The organism is Pseudomonas sp. rhizo25 (genome assembly GCF_031931935.1).
In the GTDB taxonomy this organism is placed as follows: Bacteria; Pseudomonadota; Gammaproteobacteria; order Pseudomonadales; family Pseudomonadaceae; genus Aquipseudomonas; species Aquipseudomonas synxantha.
Window position 1 is genome coordinate 1 of sequence record NZ_JAUJXA010000024.1, and the last position, 22,635, is coordinate 22,635.

A 22,635-nucleotide genomic window follows, 5' to 3' on the forward strand; every position below is an offset into this window, starting at 1 on the left:
CACTTCTTCAGCCGATACAACGCCGCTGAACGCCAGCGCCAGCGCCACAGCCCCGAGTGCCTTCTTGAACATGAACCACCTCCTTCTTGTTATTGGAAAACGCTTTAGTCGTGGTACATCACCGACCGCCCGCCATCGATCATCAGGCAGGTGGCATTGATAAAGGGCGCCTCGTCGGTCGCCAGGAACAGCGCGGTCATCGCCACCTCGATGGGCTGGCCGATGCGCTTGGGCGGGTGCAGGTCGAACGCGCGCTGGCGCTCGGCGTGAGGGTCGGCGAAACCGTTCCAGTAGTCGACGTTGAGCTGGGTTTCGATATAACCCGGGGCGATGGCATTCACACGGATGCCCTTGGACGCGTATTCGATGCCCAGGGCGCGGGTAAGGCCGAGCAGGCCATGCTTGGCGACGGGATAGGGAAAGCACCCGGGAATGATGTGGCTGGAATGGGTGGAGGCAATATTGATGATGTTGCCGATGCCCTGCTCGATCATGTGCGGCAACACCGAGCGGCAGCCGTACCAGGCGCCGTCGAGGTCGATGGCAAAGCAGCGGCGCCAGTCTTCGTCGGTCATCGCCAAGGGGTCGCGGAACACATTGACCCCGGCGCAGTTGACCAGCACATCTACGCGGCCGAAGCGTTCGATCGCCAGGTTGACCAGCGCCCGCCATTGATCCTTGGAGGTGATATCGACGGGCTGGGCATGGATCTGCGCACCGCGTTCGCGCCAATGGGCGGCGATCTTCTCGATTTTTTCGCCCTGGATATCGGCAATCACCAAACGCGCCTGCTGGGCCTGGAAGCAGGCGACAATCGCTTCGCCAATGCCTTGGGCAGCGCCGGTGACGATCACTACCTTGTTCTTCAAACGCTCGCCGTAAGTCGGCTCGGGCACCGCGGGTAGTGACAACGGTTGTGCCTGCATCGCTTCACCTGTTTTATTTTTTGATAGTGAGTGCTGATGCAGGCGACTATAAACCTAGATCTTGAAATATCTCAATATATAAATTTCAATCCCACATTGTGAGTAATCGCAAAAAAAACCGGCCATTCATAGCCGGTTCCGAAGACCGTCAGCCTTGGGCAAAATCCCTCAGCGCATCACCTTCCATACGATAGCGCACCCACTCTTCCTGCGGCTGGGCGCCGATGGACTTATAGAAGGCGATTGCCGGCTCGTTCCAGTCCAGCACGCTCCATTCAAAGCGACCGCAACCATTGTCACAGGCGATCTTGGCCAAGTGGCGCAGCAACTTCTTGCCCGCCCCGCCGCCACGTTGTTCCGGGTTGATATAAAGGTCTTCCAGGTACAGGCAGTTGCTGCCCAGCCAAGTGGAATAGCTGAAAAAGAACACCGCAAAACCAATCGGCAGGCCGTCGCGCAGACACATCAGGCCATGGGCCGTGGCACCTTCGCTGAACAGGCTGCGTTCGATATCCACCACGCTGGCGATCACCTCATGCCGGGCTTTCTCGTACTCGGCCAGCTCGGTGATAAAGGTCAGGATCTGCGCAGCATCGCTGGGCACGGCGGGGCGAATCTCGATGGTCATGGGCAAGCCTTGGGTAAATTCAGAGCCCACATACTAAGGCGGTTCAGTGACCGATTGCAGCGCAATTTCATACCCAGGAGCATGTTTTACTCCGCTGCACCGGGATGCCAGCACCGGCAAACACAGAACAATCCCGCTGGATACCCATGGTAAACAGTTGGCATAAATCCAACGATCAGGTCCTGCTCATGCACGCCACGTCTCCAGTCGGCGCAAAGACTTTCGCGCTGTTCTGCCTCGCCAGTTTCCTGCTGTCGCTCTCCTATGGCTCGACCTTTTTGCTGTCGCTGCTGATTCATTCACGCGGCGGCAATGAGCACGACGCTGGCAGTGTGATTGCCACGGCAATGCTCAGCACTTTTGTGGCGGTGCTTCTTTCCGGGCATTTGGCGGATGCGCTGGGCGCGGCGCGAGCAATTGCGAGCGCCGGCGTATTGCTGGTGTTGGCCTGCCTGGGGTTCGCCCTGACGCCTGGGTTTGGTCAGGGCTTGATGCTGTTCGGGCTGTCTCTGGGTCTGGGCTGGGGCGTGTTCTATACCCTGGGCCCGATCATCGTGACTCTGCTGGTAGAACCCTGCCAGCGTGCCAGGTATTTCGCCCTGCTGTCGGGCAGTATGTTGAGCGGAATAGGCTCCGGCCCTTTACTAGGGCGCGCCGCCATTGCGCTGGACCTGCCCCTGACGACTGCGTTCTATATCGCCGGTCTGGCCAGCCTTGCCGGCGTGGTGATGTTCTGGCGCATGGGCGCCCTGCTCAAGGGGCATGCGAATGTGCCTGCGTCGAGGATCACCTGGTTCGCTAGCCGCCGCGTACTGTCGTCCAAAGCGGTGTTCGCCATCCTGATGGTCGGCCTGGGTGGTTGCGTATTTGGTGGGCTGTCATCGTTCCAGACCAGCTACGCCGCTGCCCATGGGCTGGACTACTCATTGTTCTTTGCCGGCTTCCTGACGGCAGCGATCACCAGCCGTCTGCTGGTCGCCGGTTTTGTGGTCAAGCGCGATGCCTATCAGGCTGCCTGCGTGTTGTCCGGGATAATGCTCGGTGCGATCGCGCTGTTTGCATTTGGTGTGAGCGGCAACCTCAGCTATTTGCTGGCCGCCGCTATTTTGGGGGTCGGGTATGGCCTGACGTATTCGGTGATCAATGGGCTGGTGGCCAATGAGGCACCCAGTGGCACCACGTCCCAGGCGTTATTGCTGTTCAGCATGGCGTACTTTGTCGGCGTCTTCGGGTTTCCCTGGCTCGCGGGCAAGATCATTGTCGATTACGGTCTTTGGGCAATGATGCTGAGCGTACTGGTTATCGCCGCACTCAATTGGGCAATCGCCGCACTTCGCCTGATAACGCGCAGCGTTTGGGCACATAAAACGAATACAGGCGAATTGATACCGTTCGTCGACATCAAGGCACGATCACCGAATGAGGGGGGACCAATACAGGGTAAGGACATTAATCATATGGAGACACCCTCATGAAAAATTCCAAATTGTCTGCCCTCGCCCTCGCCGGCCTGTTGTCCGCCGCATCCCTGGGCGCGTTTGCCGCCACATCATCTACCGGCAAGACTGATCCAGTCGGTAGCCCGCCTAGCCCCGCCACCCAGGAATCCCAGGATTCAATGGGCACCGGCCTTGATACCAATGGTGGCGCGATCATCGACAACGGCGCGGACCCACGCACCAAGGGCAACGACACCCAGCGCCAGGCGCCGGCTGCCGTCGGCAACGGCAAGATGGGTCCCGGCACCACTAACAATGAGCCGAAAATCAACAAAGGGGATGACTCAAACGTCCCAGGTGCGCCGAAACAACCCGCGCCTTGAGATACCCGTAGTACGACCGACACCCGACCATTTCCCAGTGAAGAGGTACACATGAACGTCGATAGAAACCTTGAAAAAGAAGTCCTCACCCGTCTGCTGCACGCCCATCCGCAAGGCTTGGGCAAGGAGGTGCTGGACAATTACCGCGGTGAAAAGGAGGTCGCCAGTGTCTTGGCGTTCCTGCAGGACCGCGGATTGATCAAGGATGGGCATGTGACCACCGATGACGCCGGTGAATACTCGTTGAACCTGCCGATCAAGCTGACTGCCTCGGGTGTGGATGAGGCGCGCAAGCTGGACGGTGCAGTCTCTCAGTAATCCATTTCTGGGCTGGCCCCTGGTAACAGGGGCCAGCAGGAGTTTTAGCGATGCCTCGTGGAAGCAAAGCCAAATACACCACCGAACAGAAACGCAAGGCCGCTCATATCGAAGACAGTTATGAGCACAAGGGATTATCCAAGGAAGAAGCCGAAGCCCGTGCCTGGGCCACCGTCAACAAGCAGTCTGGCGGCGGTGAAAAAGCCGGTGGTTCGGGCCGGCGCAAGGCCCCGGCGAAGAAAGCCGAGGATCGGCATGAGTCGTCCAAGCGTGCGGCGGCCAGCCGTGAAGGACACCCGCGCAGCAGCCGGGCCTCGCTGGGTACGCAAACCAAGGAAAGCCTGATGAAGGAAGCGCGGGCCAAAAATATCCCCGGGCGCTCGACCATGCGCAAGGATGAGTTGATCCAAGCGCTGAAAAAAGCAGGCTAAACACCAATCAAAATGTGGCAGGGGGTTTGCCTCCGATTGCAGTGGACCAGTCAACAGATGTATTGACTGACACTCAGCTATCGGGGGCAAGCCCTCTCCCACATTTGGATCTATGTTTACCTGGAAACTAGTGCATCAACGTCGGCTGCGCCTGGACAAGTAGCCGGTCCCCAACGAGTCACTGCCAACGCCGCCGCCGCATTAGCCCGGCGTGCTGCTTCAGCCGGCTTCAAACCCGTCGCCAAGCCAGCAATAAACACCCCTGCGTGTGCATCCCCCGCACCATTACTGTCCACCGCATGCACTTTGAACCCGGGCACATGTTCAACCTCACCTGTGCGTCCCACCCAGCAGCCATTCGGCCCGTCACGTACTACGAGCAACGTTTGTGCAGCTAAATATCGATTCAGTTCGCGCAACGCGGCGGCGATATCCGTCGCCCCGGTAAACGCCAGAGCTTCCGGGCCATTGCTGGTCCAGATATCAATACGCGGTAGCAACCCACGCATCAACGTTGAATCCGGCGCCTTGACCAGCGGCCCCGGGTCGAACACCACAACGATCTCTCGTGGCAATGCCAACAGCCAGTCAATTAACGGCTGTGCCTTGCCTTCAAGGAGCAAGCTGTAACCACTGACATACACATAATCATCCGCACGCGGCACCGCGCGGGCCAGGTCTGCGGCACTCAGCTCGCCCTCGACGCCGATATGGGAAATGAATGTGCGCTCGGTGCTGGCTTCGGTCAGGGACACACACAGGCCGGTGTCTTTGTCGCTGCTGGCCGCCAAGGCCATCTCAACGCCCTCAGCCTGCATTGCCTCACGCGCCAGGTCGCCGAAGCGCCCGTTTCCGTGGCGGCCCAGGTACACCACCGGCAAGCCATTGCGCCGAGCGGCAGCCATCACGTTAAAGCCACCGCCGGCTTGGAAACTGGCGGATTTCGCCAGCACATCACCGCCCGTTGCCGGCAGGGTGTCGAGGGCCATGACCAGGTCGACGATGACCTGGCCGGTGTGCAGCAATCTAGACATTCGGACTCTCGACTAAAGCCGCGCGCCGGTCGGCCGCGCCGCCCAGTACCGCATAAATTCCGCCAGCCACCAGGAACGTGACGATCCAGCCCAGGCCGTTATGGCCAAGCCAGGAGTCGGACAACGGCCCGGCAAACCAGGTGTTGTCGGCGGTGGTGCCGATGGTGGTGAAGCTGAACCCCAGCACTATGGCCACGACCCAGGCGCCAAACGCCCGCCATTCCACGCCGCCGCGATACCAGTAGGCGCTGCTTGGGCTGACGTCCAGCAGGTCCTTGGGGCTGTAGTAGTGACGATGAATCAGGTCGACCACGAAAATCCCGACCCACGCAGTGATCGGCACCGCCAGCAGCGAAATGAAGGTAATGAACGGGCCATAGAAGCTGTCGGCGATCAGCATGAAGTAGATGGAACCTGCGAAGATCGCCACGATATCGACGATCACCGCATGCACGCGCTTGACCTTCAAGCCCAGGGTCAGTGTGGTGAGACCGGCGGAATACACTGACAGGTTGTTCGACAGCAACAAGCCGCCGAACGCCGTAATCAGGTATGGCACGGCCATCCAGGTCGGCAGCATGTCGCGGATCGCGATGATCGGGTCGGTGGCCGACGCCAGGTCATTGTTACCCACCGACAGCAGGCCGCCAAGAGTGATCAGCAGCACCAGCGGAATACCCGCGCCAAACGCGGCGGACGCCACCAGGCGCACGGCCTTGACGCTGCGGTGCTGGTAGCGCGACATGTCGGCACCGGCGTTGGCCCAACCGATCCCCGTACCTGCGGCCATGGTGCCGACACCGATGATCATTGCGCTCAGCGGCGCTGGGGTGGCGTTGAACACCGCGCTCCAGTCGATGGTGGCACAGAGGAATCCACCCACCAGGATGTTCAAGCCGCCGAATACGTAGGTGGCCCACTTCTGGATCACCAGCAAGGTGGCATGGCCGAGACCGGAAACGGCCAGGGTCAGTAGCACGAAGATAGCGATAAAGACCAGGGTCAACAGCGGCGCGCTTTTCGCCGCCACTGGCGAACCGAACAGGATCGAACACAACGACAACAGCACAAAGGCGGCGGTGGTGGTGTTGACGGTTTCCCAGCCCAGGCGCGACATCAGCGAGACCAGGGTTGGGCCGATATTGCCGCGTACACCGAAGATGGCGCGGGACAGGGTCAGGCTGGGCGCGCGACCTCGGCGACCGGCGATGGAAATAATCCCCACCACCGCAAAGGAGCCGGCGGCGCCAAGGATCGCAACGATGATCGCCTGCCAGATGGCCAGGCCACGAAACGCCACGAGGGTCGCGCCCAGCGGCAAACCGAGGATGCTGATATTGGCGGCGAACCATACCCAGAACAGCTGCAGCGGGTGGCCGTTGCATTCGCTTTCAGGGACCGGCTCGATACCGCGTGTTTCCAATTGCCCGGCCCCCTGGCCGGAAGAGGTGCTGCTCATGAGGGGGTGCTCCTGATGCCTGTATTATTGTGGTTGTGGCAGATGTGCAATGTGCAGCGGTATCCCGGTCTTCTTTGACTTGTGCTGCTCAACGCAATTTGAGCAGTTCTTGAACCAGCGGCCACAACTCAAGGCCATTGACCTGCTTGACCTGCTCGATCAGCGCCTCGGGCCAGCATTGCATGCCCAGGCACGCCCCCAGCATGGCGCCGAGGATCGCGGCGATGGTGTCGGTGTCGCCTCCCAGGCTGGCAGCCAGGCACAGGGCCTCGAAGGCATTCATCTCGCCCGACGCCACTTGCTGCGCGAGGGCGAACGACACCACCACCGACTCCTGGGAGGCGACCGACGTGCCGATCAATTCATAGAGCAGGTCCGCAAACAGCGCTGTATCACCACTGCCAACGCTCAGGGTGCGCGCCCAGCTGATGCGCGTGGAAATGCGCCCCCCGGCGATCCAATGGCCGTGGTTTTCGGCCCGCTGCGCAATCTGGGTGCCGATGTTCAGGGCTTCTCCCAGGTCCACTCCGTTGATGCCGGCCGAGACCACCGCCGCCACGGCTGCTGCGCTGGAAATGCCCAGGCTGGTGTTATGGGTGACCTGGCAAGCCTGGATCACCGCCCGGATAAATGGCTCCGGATCGCTGACATCGGCCGCGATGCCCACTGGCGTGATGCGCATGGCCGCGCCATTGGTGGTGCCGTAGCGCCCCGACTCTGCCGCGGTGTGGCCGGCCAGGATCATGTCGATGGCACGTTTGGTCGACGGCCCGAGCAAGTCCTGGGAACCCTTGGCGCGCATCACAGCCTCCCAATCGATCAGGCGCTGAGCCAGCACCGTGGGTTCGATCTGACCCTGGCCTTGCACCAACAACTCGGCGACCAGGATGGCTTGCTCGGTGTCATCGGTAATGGAGCCGGCAGGCATGTTCGGGGCGATGGGCTGGTCGGCGCCCGCATCTTCCAGGGCGGTGATGGCTCCGAAACGCTGGCGTACCTGCTCCCGGCTCAACGACTGGGTGGGCATGCCCAAGGCATCGCCCAGGGCCAAGCCGTAGAAGGCACCAAGTGCGCGATGTTCTGCTGTCATTTCGACGCTCCGAATTGCAGGTGCAGGCGAAAGTGCACAGGGTCGAGCAGGCTCTCAACATGCTCCATGAAACGCTCGCGACGGTCATAGGTGGTGCGCGAGGCTTTGAGAAAGACCGTGCCGATCGGCCGCCCGAGCCGTTCGGCGTCTTCGTCGCTGAGGGGCTCGGCACCGATCCATTGGTCGCCATCGGCGCCCACATAGCCGTAGGCCGCCAGGGTGATGGTCAAGGAATTGTCGATCAGGCCGATGCGCGGCAGGCTTTCCAGGTCGCCGACGGCGGGCATCAGCGAGCGTTCCAGAGATACCGGGGTCCCGTCGGCAGCGCGGCGCAGGCGGTCAAGGGCGATGAATTGCTCGGTGCCGAAACGGCTCAACAGGTCCGCACGGGTCACGGCCTCGAAGCGCAGGATCTCGGTGGACACCTGCGCCCCCGTATCCGCCAGGGCCTGAGCCCAACCGCTACGCTGGTCCAGCACCATGCCGTCAAAGGTGACGATGGAGCCGACACCGCTTTGGGTCGCGATGTAGTGACGACGTTTAAGCTCGGCCAGCGCTTCGCGCAACGTGCCACGGCTGACTGCAAACTCCTCGGCCAGTTGGTGCTCGCCCGGCAGCAGGAAACCGTCGGCCATCACTCCACCCTCGATACGGCGAATGAGTTCGTCGACGACGCGTTTTTTCTTATCAAATCGGACATGTCTAATCATGTACAAATTGATAACCGAAAGCACCCATTCCCGGCAAGGGAATTATTTCAGAACAAAGACAAAATCGGCTTCAAGGTTCCAGGCCAATGGGGAAAAAAACCCCGCCGCTCCATACGCCAAGCCAGTTCTGACCGTTTATCGGACGGCTCACCGCCAGCTCCACCAATTGATAGAAGGCATTGCGGTGCACCAGGGCTTCAAGATTAGCGCGCACCCGCAGATAGGGCGCAGGTTCCTGGGTGTCGGGGTCGATCACCACCCGCAGAGGGTGCTCGAGGCCGGCCTCGACCTGCTCATCGACATTGGTGGTAAAGCGCAGTAATTGACTCTCGCCCTGCCCTTGCACGTCCAGGGTGACGGCGACAAACGGCGCGTCATCGACGGTTATCCCGACTTTTTCCACCGGGGTGACCAGAAAATAGTCATCGCCATCGCGGCGGATGATGTTGGAGAACAACTTGACCATCGGCTTGCGCCCGATGGGCGTGCCTTGATAGAACCAAGTGCCGTCGCGGGCGATGCGCATGTCGATATCGCCGCAGAAATCCGGGTTCCACAGGTGCACCGGCGCCGGTCCCTTGCCCTTGGGCAGTTGGGCCAATAGATCATTGGCCTTGGCGGAATCGGTCATGGGGTTCTCCTCAGGTCTACTGATTGCTCATGCCCAACAAGCCTCGGGCGTATTGCGCCAGGGGACGGGCAATCAGATCTTGTGGTGATGTGTCGTGGAACGTCAGTAAACCGCCACGACTGCGAATTCGGGCAGTATCGATCAAATACTGGGTGCTGGTCTCGATCAACATGACTTGGATCACGCCGCTGTCCAGCCCCAGGCGGTCCAGGGCTTGCTGGTCAGTCCATTCGTCGGCATTGCCGATACGGTCATCGGCTGCCGCAAAACGGCAATACAGCAAGTAGTGGGCACCCGCCTCGCGGGCTTCGGCCATGGCCTGCTCAAGACCTTCCGGTTGGCGCGCACGACGCACCATCGGGAAATATTCGACGAAGCCGTTGAACGCCTCCTCGGCTACCACGTTAGGCCGCGGATACGCACTGCCCGGCGGTACGAAGGCGCCCTGGGCGATAAACACAAAGGAGTCCGGCTGTATGCGCACTGAGGCAGTACGCCGGGTATCGCTGTGGTCGAGCAACCCGGCGTCGCTCATCTGATAGCGGGTGCCTTCGGCCATATCGCTGACGGTCATGCAACCGCCCAGGGCCAACAACGCCAGCAGCAAAACCAGACTACGCATCCTAATCCTCCAGAAGCCGGTGACGGAAAACCGGCGAATGGGGGTGAGATGCAGAATCCGCGCCATTGAGCAGCGCCCCCAATCAAATGTGGGAGCGAGCCCCCACATTCATTTGTGTGAACTCGGAAGATCTACATTAGCCGCCGATGATCTTCATGACCGTCGCGCCGCCAGAAAACGCTACTTCCTGTTTGTCGCCCAGGGCCTTCATCAGCAAGCCCTGCAGGGCCGGCAATGCCTGGTGGCGCGGCTGATCGAGCAAGTCACCGACGTAGTGGCGATTGCTCGATGAAAGGCACCCATGCAGCCATCCAGTGGAGGACAAGCGCAGCCGCGAACAGGTGCGGCAGAACGGCACGCTTTCGTTGGCGATCACGCCGAAGAAGCCCTTGCCCGGCACTTCGTAGCGCACTGCTGTGGCGTCGACGGGCGCATTGGCTTGCAAGTATTCGTGGTGTTCGCCGATCAGGCTGAGCAGTTGTTGCAAGCTGACGAACTGTTGCAGGAACGCGTTGGAGTCCTTGGCCAGGTGGCCCATGCGCATCAGTTCGATAAAACGCAGCTCGTAGCCGCGCTCCAGGCAGTAATCGAGCAGCGGCATCACCTGGTCCAGGTTCTGGCCGCGCAACGGCACCATGTTGACCTTGATCTTGATCCCGGCAGCGCTGGCCTGGTCCATGCCGTCGAGCACGGTGACCAGGTCGCCGCCACGGGCGATGCTGCGGAAGGCATCGGCGTCCAGGGTATCGAGGGAAACATTGATGCGTCGAATGCCGGCGGTCAACAGCAACGGCAACTTGCGCGCCAACAGTTGGCCGTTGGTGGTCAGGCTGATGTCGCTGAGGCCCATCTGCCCTACCGCGCCCATGAAAGCTTCCAACTTGGGGCTGACCAGCGGTTCACCGCCGGTAATGCGCAAGCGCTCGATACCGGCTGCTTCGATCAGGTAAGCCACCCCCCGAGCCATGGCCTCGGCCGAAAGTTCGTCTTGGGCAGCCACCAGCCGCTTGCCATTTGGCACGCAATAGGTACACGCGTAATTGCAGGCTGAGGTCAGGCTGATTCGCAAATTGCGAAAACGCCTGCCTTGACGATCAACGATCATGGATCACTCCGGCAGAGGATAATTCGGGCGCACTAAAAGCTGACTTATAAATCAGCTTTTAGCAAGGTCCTTGCCTGAGTATATTCCTGGGGTACTGCGCCTGGCAGTAAATCATTGGCGAATGACTTACGTAGCCGGGGTTTCACCACTCTTTTCAGCGCCTGGCAGTTCAGTGCTGTGCTTGCGCTTGTTGCCCATGCGCACACCGATGTCCATCAGGAACTGGAAGAAGCCTTCCTGATCTTCCAGCACATTGCTCCAGAACGGCGAGTGGTACAACGCCACGGCGCCATGCACCAAAGCCCAGGCGGCGCAGTAGTGGAAATACGGCGGAACGTCTTCGAGCTTGCCTTCACTGATACGGCCCTTGATCAGCAGCGTTAGGCGTTCGAAGTTCGAGGCGCGGATCTTGTGAAGCTCCTCGACCATTTCCGGCACCTGGTGACCTTTGACCACCTTCTCTTCCAGGCGGTCGAACAGGCGGTAGCGTTGCGGGTCACGCATGCGGAACTCGAAGTAAGCGCGGGACAGGGCTTCCTTGTCTTTGTCGACGTCGGCCGAGTGCAGCAACTCGTTCAAGTCACGCTCGTAATCGAGCATCAGGCGCAGGTAGATCTCGGCCTTGGACTTGAAGTGCTTGTAGATTGTGCCTTTGCCGATACCCACGGCATCCGCGATCATCTCGACGGTGACACTGTCTTCGCCCTGGTCGAGGAATAACTTGAGTGCAGTGTCGAGAATTTCCTGCTCACGGCGGCGAAACTCACGGACCTTACGGGGTTCTTTGTGCATGAGGAAGAGGTCTGCAAAGGTCGGAATAGGGAGGGTTGCGCAGGGCCACAGATACGTGGCGATACGATTTACCCGATGCGAGGGATTATCCCGACTGAACGGTCGTTGGGCAATGTCTATGTGAACCCGCCAGGCACATAACTTTCAATGCGCCAACGATCCTGCCTCTATCAGTCAGAAATAATACGTATCACCTGAACCTGCCCACCTGAGCAATGAGAACTCAAGAGAAGCGGGCGTATTCCAAATCTGTTTAAAAAACGATCAGATCCGACTGGACTGAATGAGATAGTGATCAATACTTCAACTGTCGGCGCGACATCTCCCCCAAGTGACGCGTCGACCTGGGTACCGACGGACTGTGTGCCCTTGTTTTACTCCTAATGGTCTTAGCCCGGATTCCCCCCCCAGAACCCGGGTTTTTTTTGCCTGGAATTCGAGCGTTTATCCAACTGCTACATGGGCCAGCGGAAACAGTCGCTTGAAGTTCTCGGTAGTTTGCTCGGCAAAATGCTCGTAGGACTCGCCGCGCAGCATTGCCAGGTAGTCAGCCACGTCACGCACATATTCCGGCAGGTTCGGCTTGCCGCGATGGGGGATAGGCGCCAGGTAGGGCGAGTCGGTTTCCACCAGCAGGCGGTCGGCCGGCACTTGGCGGGCTACGTCACGCAGCGCGTCGGCATTGCGAAAGGTGACGATACCCGACAGGGAAATATAGAACCCCAGGTCCAGGGCGGCCTTGGCCATGTCCCAATCTTCAGTAAAGCAATGCAGCACTCCGGCCTGTGGCAGCGCGGCTTCACGCAGCAGCGCCAAGGTATCGGCCCGTGCGCCACGGGTGTGGACGATCACCGGCTTGCCGGTCTGTCGGGCAGCTTGCAGGTGCAGGCGGAACGAGGCCTGCTGCAACTCGGCGGCTTCGGGCTCGTAGTGGTAGTCCAGGCCGGTTTCACCGATGGCTACCACCCGTGGGTGGTTGAGTTCGCCCAATAGCCAATCGAGGGCCGGGGCTTCGCCGGGCTTGAGATCCAGCGGGTGGATACCCACGGAGCAATCCACGTCCGTGTAGCGCTCAGCCAGGGCCTTGACGTCGGCGGCGTTCTCAGCGCTGACACCGATACACAGGAAGTGGCCTACTCCACGCTGGCGGGCAGCTTCAAGGGCGGCGTCGAGGGAACCGCCGTGCTGGGCAAGGTCGAGGCGATCAAGGTGGCAATGGGAATCTACGAGCATAGGGAGTCAGGGCTTTAAGTCACGAAAAGGGTCTGGCCCACGATACACCCGTCGGCCACGGAAATTAACGCCGCCCGAGCAGGCCGACCCACTGCACCAGCAGCGCCTCGAGCAACAGCACGCGGTTGAGGTTAGCCTTGCCGAGCACCTTCTGGCGCTGCGCAAGAATCCAGTCCTGGATGTTCAGCACTTTGTCCTGGGCACTTTTCTGCGCCAGGTATTGCACGACCTTGCGCATATCCGCCAGGCCCAGGCCGTTTTCATCCTGGGTCAGCTGGTAGCGCAAGATCAGGCTGGACCAGTCGCAGAACCAGTCGAACAACAGCAACAGGGGGATATCCTTCCAGGCGCCTTCGGCCAGTTGCGTGGCGGACAGCTCCTGCTTGAGCAGCTTCTTCACGCCATCCACGACCAACGCCCGCTGCTCACGCACGCCCTGGGCTTGCAGCTTGACTGCCGCCAAGGGCGAACCGGCCGCCAGGGTCAGTAATTCGACGCGTTCTTCTGCGGTGCACTCCGGCAATGCCTGCGCCAGCCATTGCAAGCTCATGGCCTCGCTCGGCAATGGGCATGCCTGCTGCACGCAGCGGCTGCGAATAGTCGGCAACAAGCGGCTGGACTGATGGCTTACCAGCAACAACACGGTATCGCCGGAGGGTTCTTCGAGGCTTTTGAGCAAGGCGTTAGCGGCGTTGATGTTCATCGCCTCGACCGGCTCGATCAACACCACTTTGCGCCCGCCCATCTGCGCGGTCTGCACCACGAAGCTGACCAGGTCACGCACCTGGTCGACCTTGATCGCTTTGTCCGCTTCCTCGGGTTCCAGCACATAGTTGTCCGGGTGACTGCCAGCCTTGAGCAGCAGGCAGGATTTGCACTCACCGCACGCCTGCAGATCGACCGGGCGCTGGCACAACAGGCTGGCCATCAGGCGCTCGGCGAGGTGGCGTTTACCGATGCCCACCGGCCCATGCAGCAAATAGGCATGGGCGTGCTGGGCACGCCCGGCCAGTTGCTGCCAGAGGCTGTCCTGCCATGGGTAGGACTCAGCCACGGGTGCGCTCCAACAGTGTCGGCAACAGTGCGTCGATGGCCTGTTGCACCCGGGCCAGCGGCTGGGCGGCGTCCAGCAGGTGATAACGCGCAGGCTCAGCCTTGGTACGCTGCAGGAAAGCGCTGCGCACAGCTTCGAAAAATGCCTGCCCCTCCAACTCGAAACGATCCAGGCGCCCCCGGGCACTGGCGCGAGCCATGCCCACTTCCACCGGCAGGTCGAACAGCAGGGTCAGATCGGGGCGCAAATCCCCCTGCACGAAGGTTTCCAGGGTAGCGATGCGTTCCAGGCACAAGCCTCGGCCACCACCCTGGTAGGCGTAGGTGGAATCGGTGAAACGATCACAGATCACCACCGCACCGCGTGCCAGGGCCGGGCGGATTACTTCGGCCAGGTGCTGGGCACGGGCGGCAAATACCAGCAGCAGCTCGGTGTCCGGGTTCATCTGCTCGTCACCCGGGGCCAACAGGACGTCGCGAATCCGCTCGGCCAGTGGCGTACCACCCGGTTCACGGGTCAGCACCACTTCGATGCCCTGAGCACGCAGGCGCTCGGCCAGGTAGTCACGGTTCGTGCTTTTGCCGGCGCCTTCCGGGCCTTCCAGGGTAATAAACAAGCCAGTCACGGGCAGTCCTTAGTCAGAGTCATTGCGGGCTTTGCGGCACGATAGTGTCCGGCGCGGGCTCGGTCGGTGCGTCGCCGGGTGGGGCTGCGTCGTCCAGTGGTTTCACCACCGGCGCCGGGCTGGAGCGGTAGTCGGCACGCCGCTTGAGCTGGAACTCGCGCACGGCGGCATTATGCGCATCCAGGTTATCCGAGAAAATATGGCTGCCATCGCCACGGGCGACGAAATACAGGCTGCTGCCCGGTTCCGGGTTCAGCGCCGCGTGGATGGCCTCGCGACCGACCATGGCGATGGGTGTCGGCGGCAGGCCGGCTATCATGTAGGTATTGTAAGGGTTGGCTTCCTTGAGGTGGGCGCGGGTCAACTTGCCGTTGTAGCGTTCACCCAGGCCGTAGATCACAGTCGGATCGGTCTGCAGCAACATGCCGATCTTCATGCGACGCACAAACACACCAGCGATCTGCCCACGCTCTTGCGGTACACCGGTCTCCTTCTCCACCAGGGACGCCATGATCAGCGCCTGATAAGGGTCGGTGTACGGCACATCGGCGGCACGCTTGCTCCACTCCTGAGCGAGGACATCGTCGAGGCGGTTGTAGGCTTTTTTCAGGAATTCGACATCGGTCATACCGCGCACGAAGCGATAAGTGTCGGGGAAGAAACGCCCCTCGGGGAATACACCCGGGTGGCCGAGCTTTTCCATTACTTCACTGTCAGTCAGCCCTGGAAGGGTCTGCACGATCTTTTCGTGCTTGGCCAGGGCCATGCGCACCTGGCGGAAATTCCAGCCTTCCACCAGCGTCAGGCTGTACTGCACCACTTCGCCACGTTGCCACAGGCCAATCAGTCCCTCGGCGGTAAGACCGGGAGTCATGCGGTATTCACCGCTGTGCAGTGGCTGGCCTTCGAGATTGAAACGCCAGTACAGGCGCAGCCAGAAGGCATCGTCGAGCACACCGTCAGCTTCCAGACGATTGAAGGTGCCCGTCGGGGTAGCGCCAGCCGGTACGTCGAGCAACTGCTCCTGGGACAGCTTCAAGGGCTGCTTGAGGGCAGAGTCGAGTTTCCAGGCCGAAAAGCCCACGAGCAACGCCGCCGAGACCAGGCTGATCTGCAGCAGTAACACCAGTTTTCGTATCAACTCAAATATCCAATAGCGCGCGAACAATACCCTGCAGTTTACGGGTGAGCGGCCCAACCGGCCAGCTCATCGCAGCGCATCCGCGCACCGGCCAAATGCCATATACGCTGTTGCAGACGAAGACTTCATCGGCCTGTCGCAACTGCTCGACACTGACCTCGGCCACGACTACCGGGATGCCCAGCGCTTTAGCCTGGGCCAGCAGCTCGGCGCGCATCACGCCGGCCACGCCACATCGACTCAGGTCAGAGGTTAGTAACAAGCCGTTGCGCACCAGAAACAAGTTGCTGAACACGCCTTCGATAACCCGACCGGACATATCCAGCATCAAGCCTTCGGCATGATCGGCATCTTGCCATTCTGCGCGTGCGAGCACTTGCTCCAGACGATTGAGGTGCTTGAGACCGGCCAGCAACGGCTGTTCGGCCAAGCGGGTCGCACACGGAAACAGGCGGATGCCTTCGACACCATGGCCGGGGGGATAAGTCGCGGGCGCACTGCCCTGCAAGATACGGCGCACCGGAGCGCCAGGGTTGAGACCATAGCCGCGCAGGCTGTCGCCACGGGTAAGGATCAACTTGAGGACACCGTCGCCGAGGGCGGCGGCATAGGCCAGCACTTCGCTGCGAATCACACTGTGGTCGGCAACCAATGCCAAACGCCTGCAGCCCTCATTCAGGCGCTGCAGGTGACGGTCGAGCAACAGCGGCTGCCCGGCCTTGACGGCGATGGTCTCGAACAAGCCATCGCCATACGCCAGGCCGCGATCTTTCAGGGGCACGGAGTCCGCTGGTTGACCGTCGACCCAGCTGTGCATCACTCGGCGAACCGGCGGAACACCAGGGACCCGTTTGTGCCACCAAAACCGAACGAGTTGGAAATCGCCACGTCGATCGGCATCGGTTGCGCTTCGTGAGGCACGAAGTTCAGGTCGCAGCCTTCGTCAGGCTCATCCAGGTTGATGGTCGGCGGGGCGACCTGATCCTTGATTGCCATCACGCTGAAGATCGCCTCCACCGCGCCCGCCGCGCCCAACAGGTGGCCGGTCATGGACTTGGTGGAACTGACCGCCAGCTTGTAGGCGTGCTCGCCGAACACCGACTTGATGGCCTCGGCTTCCGCCAGGTCGCCGGTCGGCGTCGAAGTACCATGGGCGTTGATGTACTGAACCTGGTTGGGGTTGACCTTCGCATCGCGCAGGGCGTTGGTGATGCAGCGCGCAGCACCGGCACCGTCGGACGGTGGCGAGGTCATATGGTAGGCGTCGCCGCTCATGCCAAAGCCGATCAGCTCGGCGTAGATGGTGGCACCACGCGCCTTGGCGTGCTCCAACTCTTCCAGCACCAGGGCACCGGCGCCGTCGGCCAGTACGAAGCCGTCACGGCCCTTGTCCCAAGGACGGCTGGCACGGGTCGGTTCGTCATTGCGGGTCGACAGCGCACGGGAGGCGCCGAAGCCGCCCATGCCCAGGCCGCAGGCGGCCATTTCGGCGCCACCGGCGATCATCACGTCCGCTTCGTCATAGGCGATGTTGCGCGCCGCCATGCCGATGCAGTGAGTGCCCGTGGTGCACGCCGTCGAAATGGCGTAGTTAGGCCCCTGCGCCCCCAAGTGGATGGACAGGAAGCCGGAAATCATATTGATGATCGAGCCCGGTACGAAGAACGGTGAAATTCGACGAGGGCCGGATTCGTGCAGCGTGCGGCTGGTTTCTTCGATATTGGTCAAGCCGCCAATACCCGAGCCCATGGCCACGCCGATGCGCTCACGGTTGGCGTCGGTGACTTCCAGGCCAGCGTTACGCACTGCCTGAAAACCGGCGGCCAGGCCGTATTGAATGAACAGGTCGAGCTTGCGGGATTCTTTGACCGAGAGGTACTCCTCGACATTGAAGCCCTTTACCGAGCCGCCAAAACGGGTGGAATAGGCAGAAAGGTCCGTGTGTTCGATCAGACCAATACCACTGTGGCCAGCCAGAATGCCCTGCCAACTGCTTGGCACATCCGTGCCCAGTGGCGACAACATACCCATACCGGTGACTACGACGCGTCTACGCGACACAGCACTCTCCTTTTTCTAATGACGACACTTCGCTTCGCAGCTTGCTTTTCATCACCGCTTAAAGAAAAAACCGCACGCCGTTACAGCAGTGCGGTTTTTCCCTGACAGCAAGCGACGACTACAAACTATTACGCCTGGTGGCTAGTAACGTAGTCGATGGCAGCTTGAACAGTAGTGATTTTTTCAGCTTCTTCGTCCGGGATTTCGGTCTCGAATTCCTCTTCCAGAGCCATCACCAGCTCAACGGTGTCAAGGGAATCGGCACCCAGGTCTTCTACGAAGGAAGCAGTGTTGACCACTTCTTCTTCCTTAACGCCCAGTTGCTCGGCGACGATTTTCTTGACGCGCTCTTCGATGGTGCTCATACCTTGTTTAACTCCTAATGGACAAATTCAGGCAGCTGGCCAGTGGGTAAGTGTATAGAAAGCCATTTCAGCTTTTCAACTGAAAGCTTCACCCTGTACCCTGCCGACCATCTGCCTATAAATTAAGTTGCAGCTTTATAACGGATTTTAGACAGCTCGTATGACATTTTTTTGAAGCGATCCGTCACAATTTAACTCATGTACATCCCGCCGTTCACCGGGATTGTAGCCCCAGTCACGTATGCCGCACCGTCGGATGCCAGGAAAGTGACCACATTCGCGATCTCTTGGGCCTGGCCCAGACGGCCCAGCGGAATCTGCGTCAGCAAGGCTTCACGCTGTGCTTCCGGCAGTTCGCGGGTCATATCGGTGTCGATGAACCCTGGGGCCACCGAGTTGACCGTAATCGACCGCGAGCCGACTTCACGCGCCAGTGCACGGCTGAAACCTTCCAGGCCGGCCTTGGCGGAGGCATAGTTTACTTGGCCTGCGTTGCCCATGGCACCCACTACGGAGCCAATATTGATAATTCGGCCCCAACGCGCCTTGGTCATGCCGCGCAAAACGCCCTTGGACAGGCGAAACAGACTGTTCAGGTTGGTATCGACCACGTCGTACCACTCGTCGTCTTTCATGCGCATCATCAGGTTGTCACGGGTGATGCCGGCGTTGTTAACCAAAATTGCCGGCGCGCCGAACTGTGCGGTGATCTGGGCCAATACGGCAGCCACGGACTCATCGCTGGTCACATTCAGCTCAAGGCCGGTGCCCTGCACGCCATTTTCCTTCAAGGTCGCGGCGATACGCTCGGCGCCCGATGCGGAAGTGGCGGTGCCGATCACAACGGCGCCCTGACGGCCCAGTTCCAGGGCGATCGCCTGGCCAATGCCACGGCTTGCGCCAGTAACCAGTGCAACTTTACCTTGCAGACTCATGCAGGCTTCTCCTAATTTCGCAATTCAGGCCAGTGCCGCGCGGGCGGCAGCGAAGGCTTCAGGGGTGTTGAGGTTGGCGGTCGACACACCGTCGGCGCAACGCTTGTTCAGGCCCGCCAGGACCTTGCCCGGGCCGCACTCGACCAGTTCGGTAGCGCCGTTGGCGGCCAGGGTCTGGACCGATTCAACCCAGCGCACTGGCTTGTAGAGTTGCTCCAGCAGGTCGCGCTTGAGAGTCTCGAGGTCGGGTGCAACCGCGGCACTGACGTTCTGCACCAACGGGATCTGTGGAGCCTGCCAGTTGATGGCTGCGATGGACTCGGCAAAACGCTCGGCAGCCGGGCGCATCAGTTCACAGTGGGACGGCACGCTCACCGGCAATGGCAGCGCACGCTTGGCACCACGGGCCTTGCAGCCTTCGATGGCGCGCTCAACAGCCGCCTTGGCGCCGGCGATCACCACCTGGCCAGGGGAGTTGAAGTTCACCGCGCTGACCACTTCACCTTGCGCCGCTTCGGCGCAGGCCTCGATTACCACCGCATCGTCCAGGCCCAGGATCGCGGCCATGCCGCCCTGCCCGGCCGGAACGGCTTCCTGCATCAACTGGCCACGACGCTCGACCAGCTTGACCGCTTCACCAAGGGTCAGGCTGCCCGCCGCCACCAGAGCGCTGTATTCGCCCAGGCTGTGCCCGGCAACAAATGCCGGACGCGCCCCGCCTTCTGCCAGCCACAAGCGCCACAGGGCGATCGAAGCGGTCAGGATGGCCGGCTGGGTTTTATCGGTTTGATTGAGCTGCTCTTCCGGCCCCTGCTGGGTCAGCGCCCACAGGTCGTAACCCAGGGCGTCGGAAGCTTCCTTGAAGGTATCCAGGATCAGCGGATATTGCGCGCCCAGCTCGGCCAACATGCCGAGGGACTGCGAACCCTGCCCTGGAAAGACGAATGCGAGGGATGTAGACATGTAACAAGCCCCTAATGATCTGGTCGTCGGAAATAGTCGCTCCCGATCTTAAAATGAATGCCGGGAGCACACGAAACTGACAGATTGGATGGTCAATTGAACTGGCCGGTCACATTTAAGCACTCCCGGGCCAATTCGCCTAAGGCAACAGATCCTCAAGACGGCCGTGCAAGCGTTGCGGCAGGTTTTCCTGGATCTCGATCAAGGCCCGCGCAATCGCGCTTTGGAAGCCCTCGACACCTGCCGAACCATGGCTTTTCACCACAATGCCCTGCAACCCCAGGAAGCTCGCGCCATTATGCCGAGCCGGCGCCAGATCAGCCTGCAGGCGGCGCATCAACGGCAGCGCCAAGGCACCCACCATGCGCGACGCCAGGTTGCGCTTGAACAATGCCTCGATACGCGAGGCAATCATGGTCGCCAGGCCTTCGCTGGACTTGAGCAGTATGTTGCCGACAAAACCGTCACACACCACCACATCGGCCTCGCCACGGTACAAGCCGTCACCTTCGACAAAGCCGATATAGTTCAAGCCCCGCGCACTTTGCAATAAGGTGGCGGCAAGCTTGACCTGCTGGTTGCCCTTGATGTCCTCGGTCCCGATATTCAGCAAGGCTACACGCGGACGGGCAACGCCCAGCGCTTCGGCGGCCACCGAGCCCATCACGGCAAACTGCAAGAGGTGCTCGGCACTGCAATCGACATTGGCGCCCAGGTCCAGTAGCTGGCAATAGCCTTTCTGCGTCGGGATCGCCGCGACCATCGCCGGCCGGTCAATACCGGGCAAGGTTTTGAGCACATGCCGCGACAAGGCCATCAACGCCCCCGTATTGCCGGCACTGACACAGGCTTGCGCCTTGCCATCACGCAGCAACTCCAGGGCCACTCGCATTGAAGAATCGGGTTTGCCGCGCAGGGCGGCCGCCGGCTTTTCATCCATGCTGATGGCTTCACTGGCTGGCGTAATCGTCAGGCGCGCGCGATCCACCGCCGGATGGCTGGCAATCAGTTCTTCAAGAAGGGAGGGTTGACCGACGAGGGTCAGGTGCAGCGAGGGCGTTGCAGTCAGGCTGGCAATGCAGGCCTGAACAATGCTGCGGGGACCGAAGTCCCCGCCCATTGCGTCAATCGCGATGACTTGAGCAGACAAGTGATTACTCGTCAGCGCCCTTGTCGATCACTTTACGGCCACGGTATACGCCTTCTGGCGATACGTGGTGACGCAGGTGAACTTCACCAGTGGTCTTTTCCACGGACAGGGTGCTAGCCTCGAGAGCGTCGTGCGAACGGCGCATGTCACGGGCGGAGCGGGATTTTTTGTTCTGCTGAACAGCCATAATTGATTAACTCCTAAACGTTTGGGTCACGCTTTAACTGCGCCAATACACTGAACGGGTTGGACCGCGTTACCTCGTCCTCGCTCGGCTCGGCCTCGTCATCGAGACCCTCCGGCTGCTGGCATTCTTCCGGATGATGAGCAGGCACAATGGGCAAGGCGAGCAAAAGCTCCTCCTCGATCAGTGCATGCAGATCCAATGGATCTTCGCCCAGTTCCAGCACGTCATAACCTTTCGGCAACGACTGGGTATTCGCACCCTCTTTCACCACAGCATAACTGCATTCGCTGTGGATCGGCAGGGTGACCAGCTCAAGACAACGCTGGCAAACCATTTTGACTTCGGTGTCGATAAAGCTGTGTATTACCACAGACTTACGTTCATCTCGTTCAAAAACGAATTTAGCCTGCACCGTACCGACAGTGTCGGAAAGCGGGTCGCAGAGTCTCTCCAAATCGGCCAGCAGCACTTCACCTTGAAGGGTGGTGCCACGATCAGCCAATTTGCGCGGGTCAACGTGAGGTGGAATCGGGTCATTCAACATAGGCGCAGCATTATAGGGATGCCCCCAGCCATGTCAAAGGAAATTCAGCCCTGTGCGTCAGCCGGTCACGTCGCTAGAATCGGCGACTGCCTTGAGGAGACGTATATGCTGCCGTTATTACTCGCGTCCAGCTCGGTTTATCGCCGGGAATTACTGAGCCGCCTGCACCTGCCGTTCACCTGCGGCTCGCCGGATATCGACGAAAGCCACCGCACTTATGAATCAGCCACTGAGCTGGTCAAGCGCCTGGCCGAACAAAAGGCCCGCGCCCTTGCGGCCAGCCATCCTGGGCATTTGATCATAGGCTCCGATCAGGTGGCAGCACTGGAAGGCCGGATCATCGGCAAACCCCACACCTTTGAAAACGCCCGCGAGCAATTGTTGGCGGCCAGCGGCAAACGGGTGAGCTTTCTTACCGGGTTGGCACTGCTTAACAGTGAGACGGGGCATTGCCAGGTCGACTGCGTACCTTTTACCGTGCACATGCGCGAGCTGGATGCAGAGCGTATTGAGCGCTACCTGCGGATCGAGCAACCCTACGACTGCGCGGGCAGCTTCAAGGCCGAGGGGCTGGGCGTGAGCTTGTTCCAGGGCACCGAAGGACCGGATGCGACCAGCCTTGTCGGCCTGCCGCTGATTCGACTGGTGGATATGCTGCTCGCCGAGGGCGTGCAAATCCCTTAAATACATCACCGGCCAAATGTGGGAGGGGGCTTGCCCCCGATAGCAGTGGATCAGCCAGCTTATCTTTAGCTGGCACACCGTCATCGGGGGCAAGCCCCCTCCCACATTGACCTCACCCGCCTTAT

The 22,635-nt window shown here is 60.5% G+C and carries 27 protein-coding genes; 5 read left to right on the top strand and 22 right to left on the bottom strand.

Annotation, left to right across the window (positions count from 1 at the left end; all coding sequences use genetic code 11):
- Window positions 1-104: 104 nt before the first annotated feature.
- Together QZR30_RS26495 and QZR30_RS26500 are read right to left on the bottom strand one after the other, a co-directional pair.
- Window positions 105-926, bottom strand: coding sequence for an SDR family oxidoreductase (locus QZR30_RS26495; protein ID WP_046069134.1), 822 nt, complete (start codon window positions 924-926; stop codon window positions 105-107).
- 148 nt (window positions 927-1,074) lie between these two features.
- On the bottom strand, window positions 1,075-1,554 hold the full coding sequence (locus tag QZR30_RS26500; protein ID WP_043050118.1) for a GNAT family N-acetyltransferase: 480 nt from the start codon (window positions 1,552-1,554) through the stop codon (window positions 1,075-1,077).
- A gap of 188 nt (window positions 1,555-1,742) precedes the next feature.
- Here QZR30_RS26500 and QZR30_RS26505 point away from each other — a divergent pair, with 188 nt between their 5' ends.
- From QZR30_RS26505 to QZR30_RS26520, 4 genes are read left to right on the top strand one after another with little or no spacing between them, the layout of a single operon-like run.
- On the top strand, window positions 1,743-3,029 hold the full coding sequence (locus QZR30_RS26505) for an MFS transporter (RefSeq protein ID WP_235577304.1): 1,287 nt from the start codon (window positions 1,743-1,745) through the stop codon (window positions 3,027-3,029).
- Window positions 3,026-3,376 (top strand): hypothetical protein, encoded by a 351-nt coding sequence (locus QZR30_RS26510; RefSeq protein ID WP_046069135.1) that lies wholly within the window; start codon window positions 3,026-3,028, stop codon window positions 3,374-3,376. Before QZR30_RS26505 ends, QZR30_RS26510 begins: the two co-directional genes overlap by 4 nt.
- Before the next feature lie 51 nt (window positions 3,377-3,427).
- Window positions 3,428-3,694: a hypothetical protein gene (locus QZR30_RS26515; RefSeq protein ID WP_043050075.1), complete on the top strand. Its 267-nt coding sequence runs from the start codon at window positions 3,428-3,430 to the stop codon at window positions 3,692-3,694.
- A gap of 50 nt (window positions 3,695-3,744) precedes the next feature.
- Window positions 3,745-4,125: a Rho termination factor N-terminal domain-containing protein gene (locus QZR30_RS26520; protein ID WP_043050076.1), complete on the top strand. Its 381-nt coding sequence runs from the start codon at window positions 3,745-3,747 to the stop codon at window positions 4,123-4,125.
- Window positions 4,126-4,241: 116 nt separating this feature from the next.
- Here the strand turns inward: QZR30_RS26520 and QZR30_RS26525 are convergent, their stop codons facing one another.
- The 20 genes from QZR30_RS26525 to QZR30_RS26620 all read right to left on the bottom strand — a co-directional run bounded on the left by QZR30_RS26525 (window position 4,242) and on the right by QZR30_RS26620 (window position 21,826).
- A complete protein-coding gene (locus QZR30_RS26525) occupies window positions 4,242-5,159 on the bottom strand; it encodes a PfkB family carbohydrate kinase (protein ID WP_056846814.1) in 918 nt (305 codons plus the stop codon).
- On the bottom strand, window positions 5,152-6,618 hold the full coding sequence (locus QZR30_RS26530; RefSeq protein WP_046069138.1) for a purine-cytosine permease family protein: 1,467 nt from the start codon (window positions 6,616-6,618) through the stop codon (window positions 5,152-5,154). The genes QZR30_RS26525 and QZR30_RS26530 overlap by 8 nt, the downstream gene beginning before the upstream one ends.
- A gap of 88 nt (window positions 6,619-6,706) precedes the next feature.
- Window positions 6,707-7,708, bottom strand: a complete 1,002-nt coding sequence (locus QZR30_RS26535; RefSeq protein ID WP_046069139.1) for an ADP-ribosylglycohydrolase family protein — start codon at window positions 7,706-7,708, stop codon at window positions 6,707-6,709.
- Window positions 7,705-8,418: a GntR family transcriptional regulator gene (locus QZR30_RS26540; RefSeq protein WP_311904623.1), complete on the bottom strand. Its 714-nt coding sequence runs from the start codon at window positions 8,416-8,418 to the stop codon at window positions 7,705-7,707. The genes QZR30_RS26535 and QZR30_RS26540 overlap by 4 nt, the downstream gene beginning before the upstream one ends.
- A 70-nt stretch (window positions 8,419-8,488) precedes the next feature.
- Window positions 8,489-9,049, bottom strand: a complete 561-nt coding sequence (locus QZR30_RS26545) for a DUF1285 domain-containing protein (protein WP_046069141.1) — start codon at window positions 9,047-9,049, stop codon at window positions 8,489-8,491.
- Between the two features lie 16 nt (window positions 9,050-9,065).
- On the bottom strand, window positions 9,066-9,671 hold the full coding sequence (locus QZR30_RS26550; RefSeq protein WP_046069142.1) for a DUF4823 domain-containing protein: 606 nt from the start codon (window positions 9,669-9,671) through the stop codon (window positions 9,066-9,068).
- 136 nt (window positions 9,672-9,807) lie between these two features.
- Window positions 9,808-10,776 carry a GTP 3',8-cyclase MoaA gene (locus tag QZR30_RS26555; protein WP_056846816.1) on the bottom strand — a complete coding sequence of 323 codons (969 nt, stop codon included), beginning with the start codon at window positions 10,774-10,776 and terminating at the stop codon, window positions 9,808-9,810.
- A 126-nt stretch (window positions 10,777-10,902) separates the two neighbouring features.
- Window positions 10,903-11,568: a TetR/AcrR family transcriptional regulator gene (locus QZR30_RS26560; protein WP_046069143.1), complete on the bottom strand. Its 666-nt coding sequence runs from the start codon at window positions 11,566-11,568 to the stop codon at window positions 10,903-10,905.
- A gap of 444 nt (window positions 11,569-12,012) precedes the next feature.
- Window positions 12,013-12,801 (bottom strand): TatD family hydrolase, encoded by a 789-nt coding sequence (locus tag QZR30_RS26565; RefSeq protein ID WP_046069144.1) that lies wholly within the window; start codon window positions 12,799-12,801, stop codon window positions 12,013-12,015.
- Window positions 12,802-12,865: 64 nt separating this feature from the next.
- Window positions 12,866-13,855 (bottom strand): DNA polymerase III subunit delta', encoded by a 990-nt coding sequence (locus tag QZR30_RS26570; protein WP_046069145.1) that lies wholly within the window; start codon window positions 13,853-13,855, stop codon window positions 12,866-12,868.
- On the bottom strand, window positions 13,848-14,480 hold the full coding sequence (tmk, locus tag QZR30_RS26575; RefSeq protein WP_046069146.1) for a dTMP kinase: 633 nt from the start codon (window positions 14,478-14,480) through the stop codon (window positions 13,848-13,850). Before tmk ends, QZR30_RS26570 begins: the two co-directional genes overlap by 8 nt.
- Window positions 14,481-14,499: 19 nt before the next feature.
- The gene (gene mltG / locus QZR30_RS26580) at window positions 14,500-15,621 is read right to left on the bottom strand and encodes an endolytic transglycosylase MltG (protein ID WP_046069147.1); all 1,122 of its coding nucleotides are present in this window, start codon (window positions 15,619-15,621) and stop codon (window positions 14,500-14,502) included.
- 1 nt (window position 15,622) lies between these two features.
- Complete coding sequence (pabC, locus tag QZR30_RS26585) at window positions 15,623-16,438, bottom strand: aminodeoxychorismate lyase (protein WP_046069148.1); 816 nt, start codon at window positions 16,436-16,438, stop codon at window positions 15,623-15,625.
- A complete protein-coding gene (gene fabF / locus QZR30_RS26590) occupies window positions 16,438-17,682 on the bottom strand; it encodes a beta-ketoacyl-ACP synthase II (protein ID WP_059396916.1) in 1,245 nt (414 codons plus the stop codon). The genes pabC and fabF overlap by 1 nt, the downstream gene beginning before the upstream one ends.
- A 128-nt stretch (window positions 17,683-17,810) precedes the next feature.
- On the bottom strand, window positions 17,811-18,047 hold the full coding sequence (gene acpP / locus QZR30_RS26595; RefSeq protein ID WP_003175607.1) for an acyl carrier protein: 237 nt from the start codon (window positions 18,045-18,047) through the stop codon (window positions 17,811-17,813).
- Window positions 18,048-18,238: 191 nt separating this feature from the next.
- On the bottom strand, window positions 18,239-18,982 hold the full coding sequence (gene fabG, locus QZR30_RS26600) for a 3-oxoacyl-ACP reductase FabG (RefSeq protein WP_003189275.1): 744 nt from the start codon (window positions 18,980-18,982) through the stop codon (window positions 18,239-18,241).
- 24 nt (window positions 18,983-19,006) lie between these two features.
- The gene (fabD, locus tag QZR30_RS26605; protein ID WP_046069150.1) at window positions 19,007-19,945 is read right to left on the bottom strand and encodes an ACP S-malonyltransferase; all 939 of its coding nucleotides are present in this window, start codon (window positions 19,943-19,945) and stop codon (window positions 19,007-19,009) included.
- A gap of 139 nt (window positions 19,946-20,084) precedes the next feature.
- A complete protein-coding gene (gene plsX / locus QZR30_RS26610; RefSeq protein ID WP_080944651.1) occupies window positions 20,085-21,095 on the bottom strand; it encodes a phosphate acyltransferase PlsX in 1,011 nt (336 codons plus the stop codon).
- A 4-nt stretch (window positions 21,096-21,099) separates the two neighbouring features.
- On the bottom strand, window positions 21,100-21,282 hold the full coding sequence (gene rpmF / locus QZR30_RS26615) for a 50S ribosomal protein L32 (protein WP_003179396.1): 183 nt from the start codon (window positions 21,280-21,282) through the stop codon (window positions 21,100-21,102).
- Window positions 21,283-21,295: 13 nt separating this feature from the next.
- A complete protein-coding gene (locus tag QZR30_RS26620) occupies window positions 21,296-21,826 on the bottom strand; it encodes a YceD family protein (RefSeq protein ID WP_005790551.1) in 531 nt (176 codons plus the stop codon).
- A gap of 105 nt (window positions 21,827-21,931) precedes the next feature.
- Here QZR30_RS26620 and QZR30_RS26625 point away from each other — a divergent pair, with 105 nt between their 5' ends.
- On the top strand, window positions 21,932-22,510 hold the full coding sequence (locus tag QZR30_RS26625) for a Maf family protein (RefSeq protein ID WP_046069152.1): 579 nt from the start codon (window positions 21,932-21,934) through the stop codon (window positions 22,508-22,510).
- Window positions 22,511-22,635: the final 125 nt, after the last annotated feature.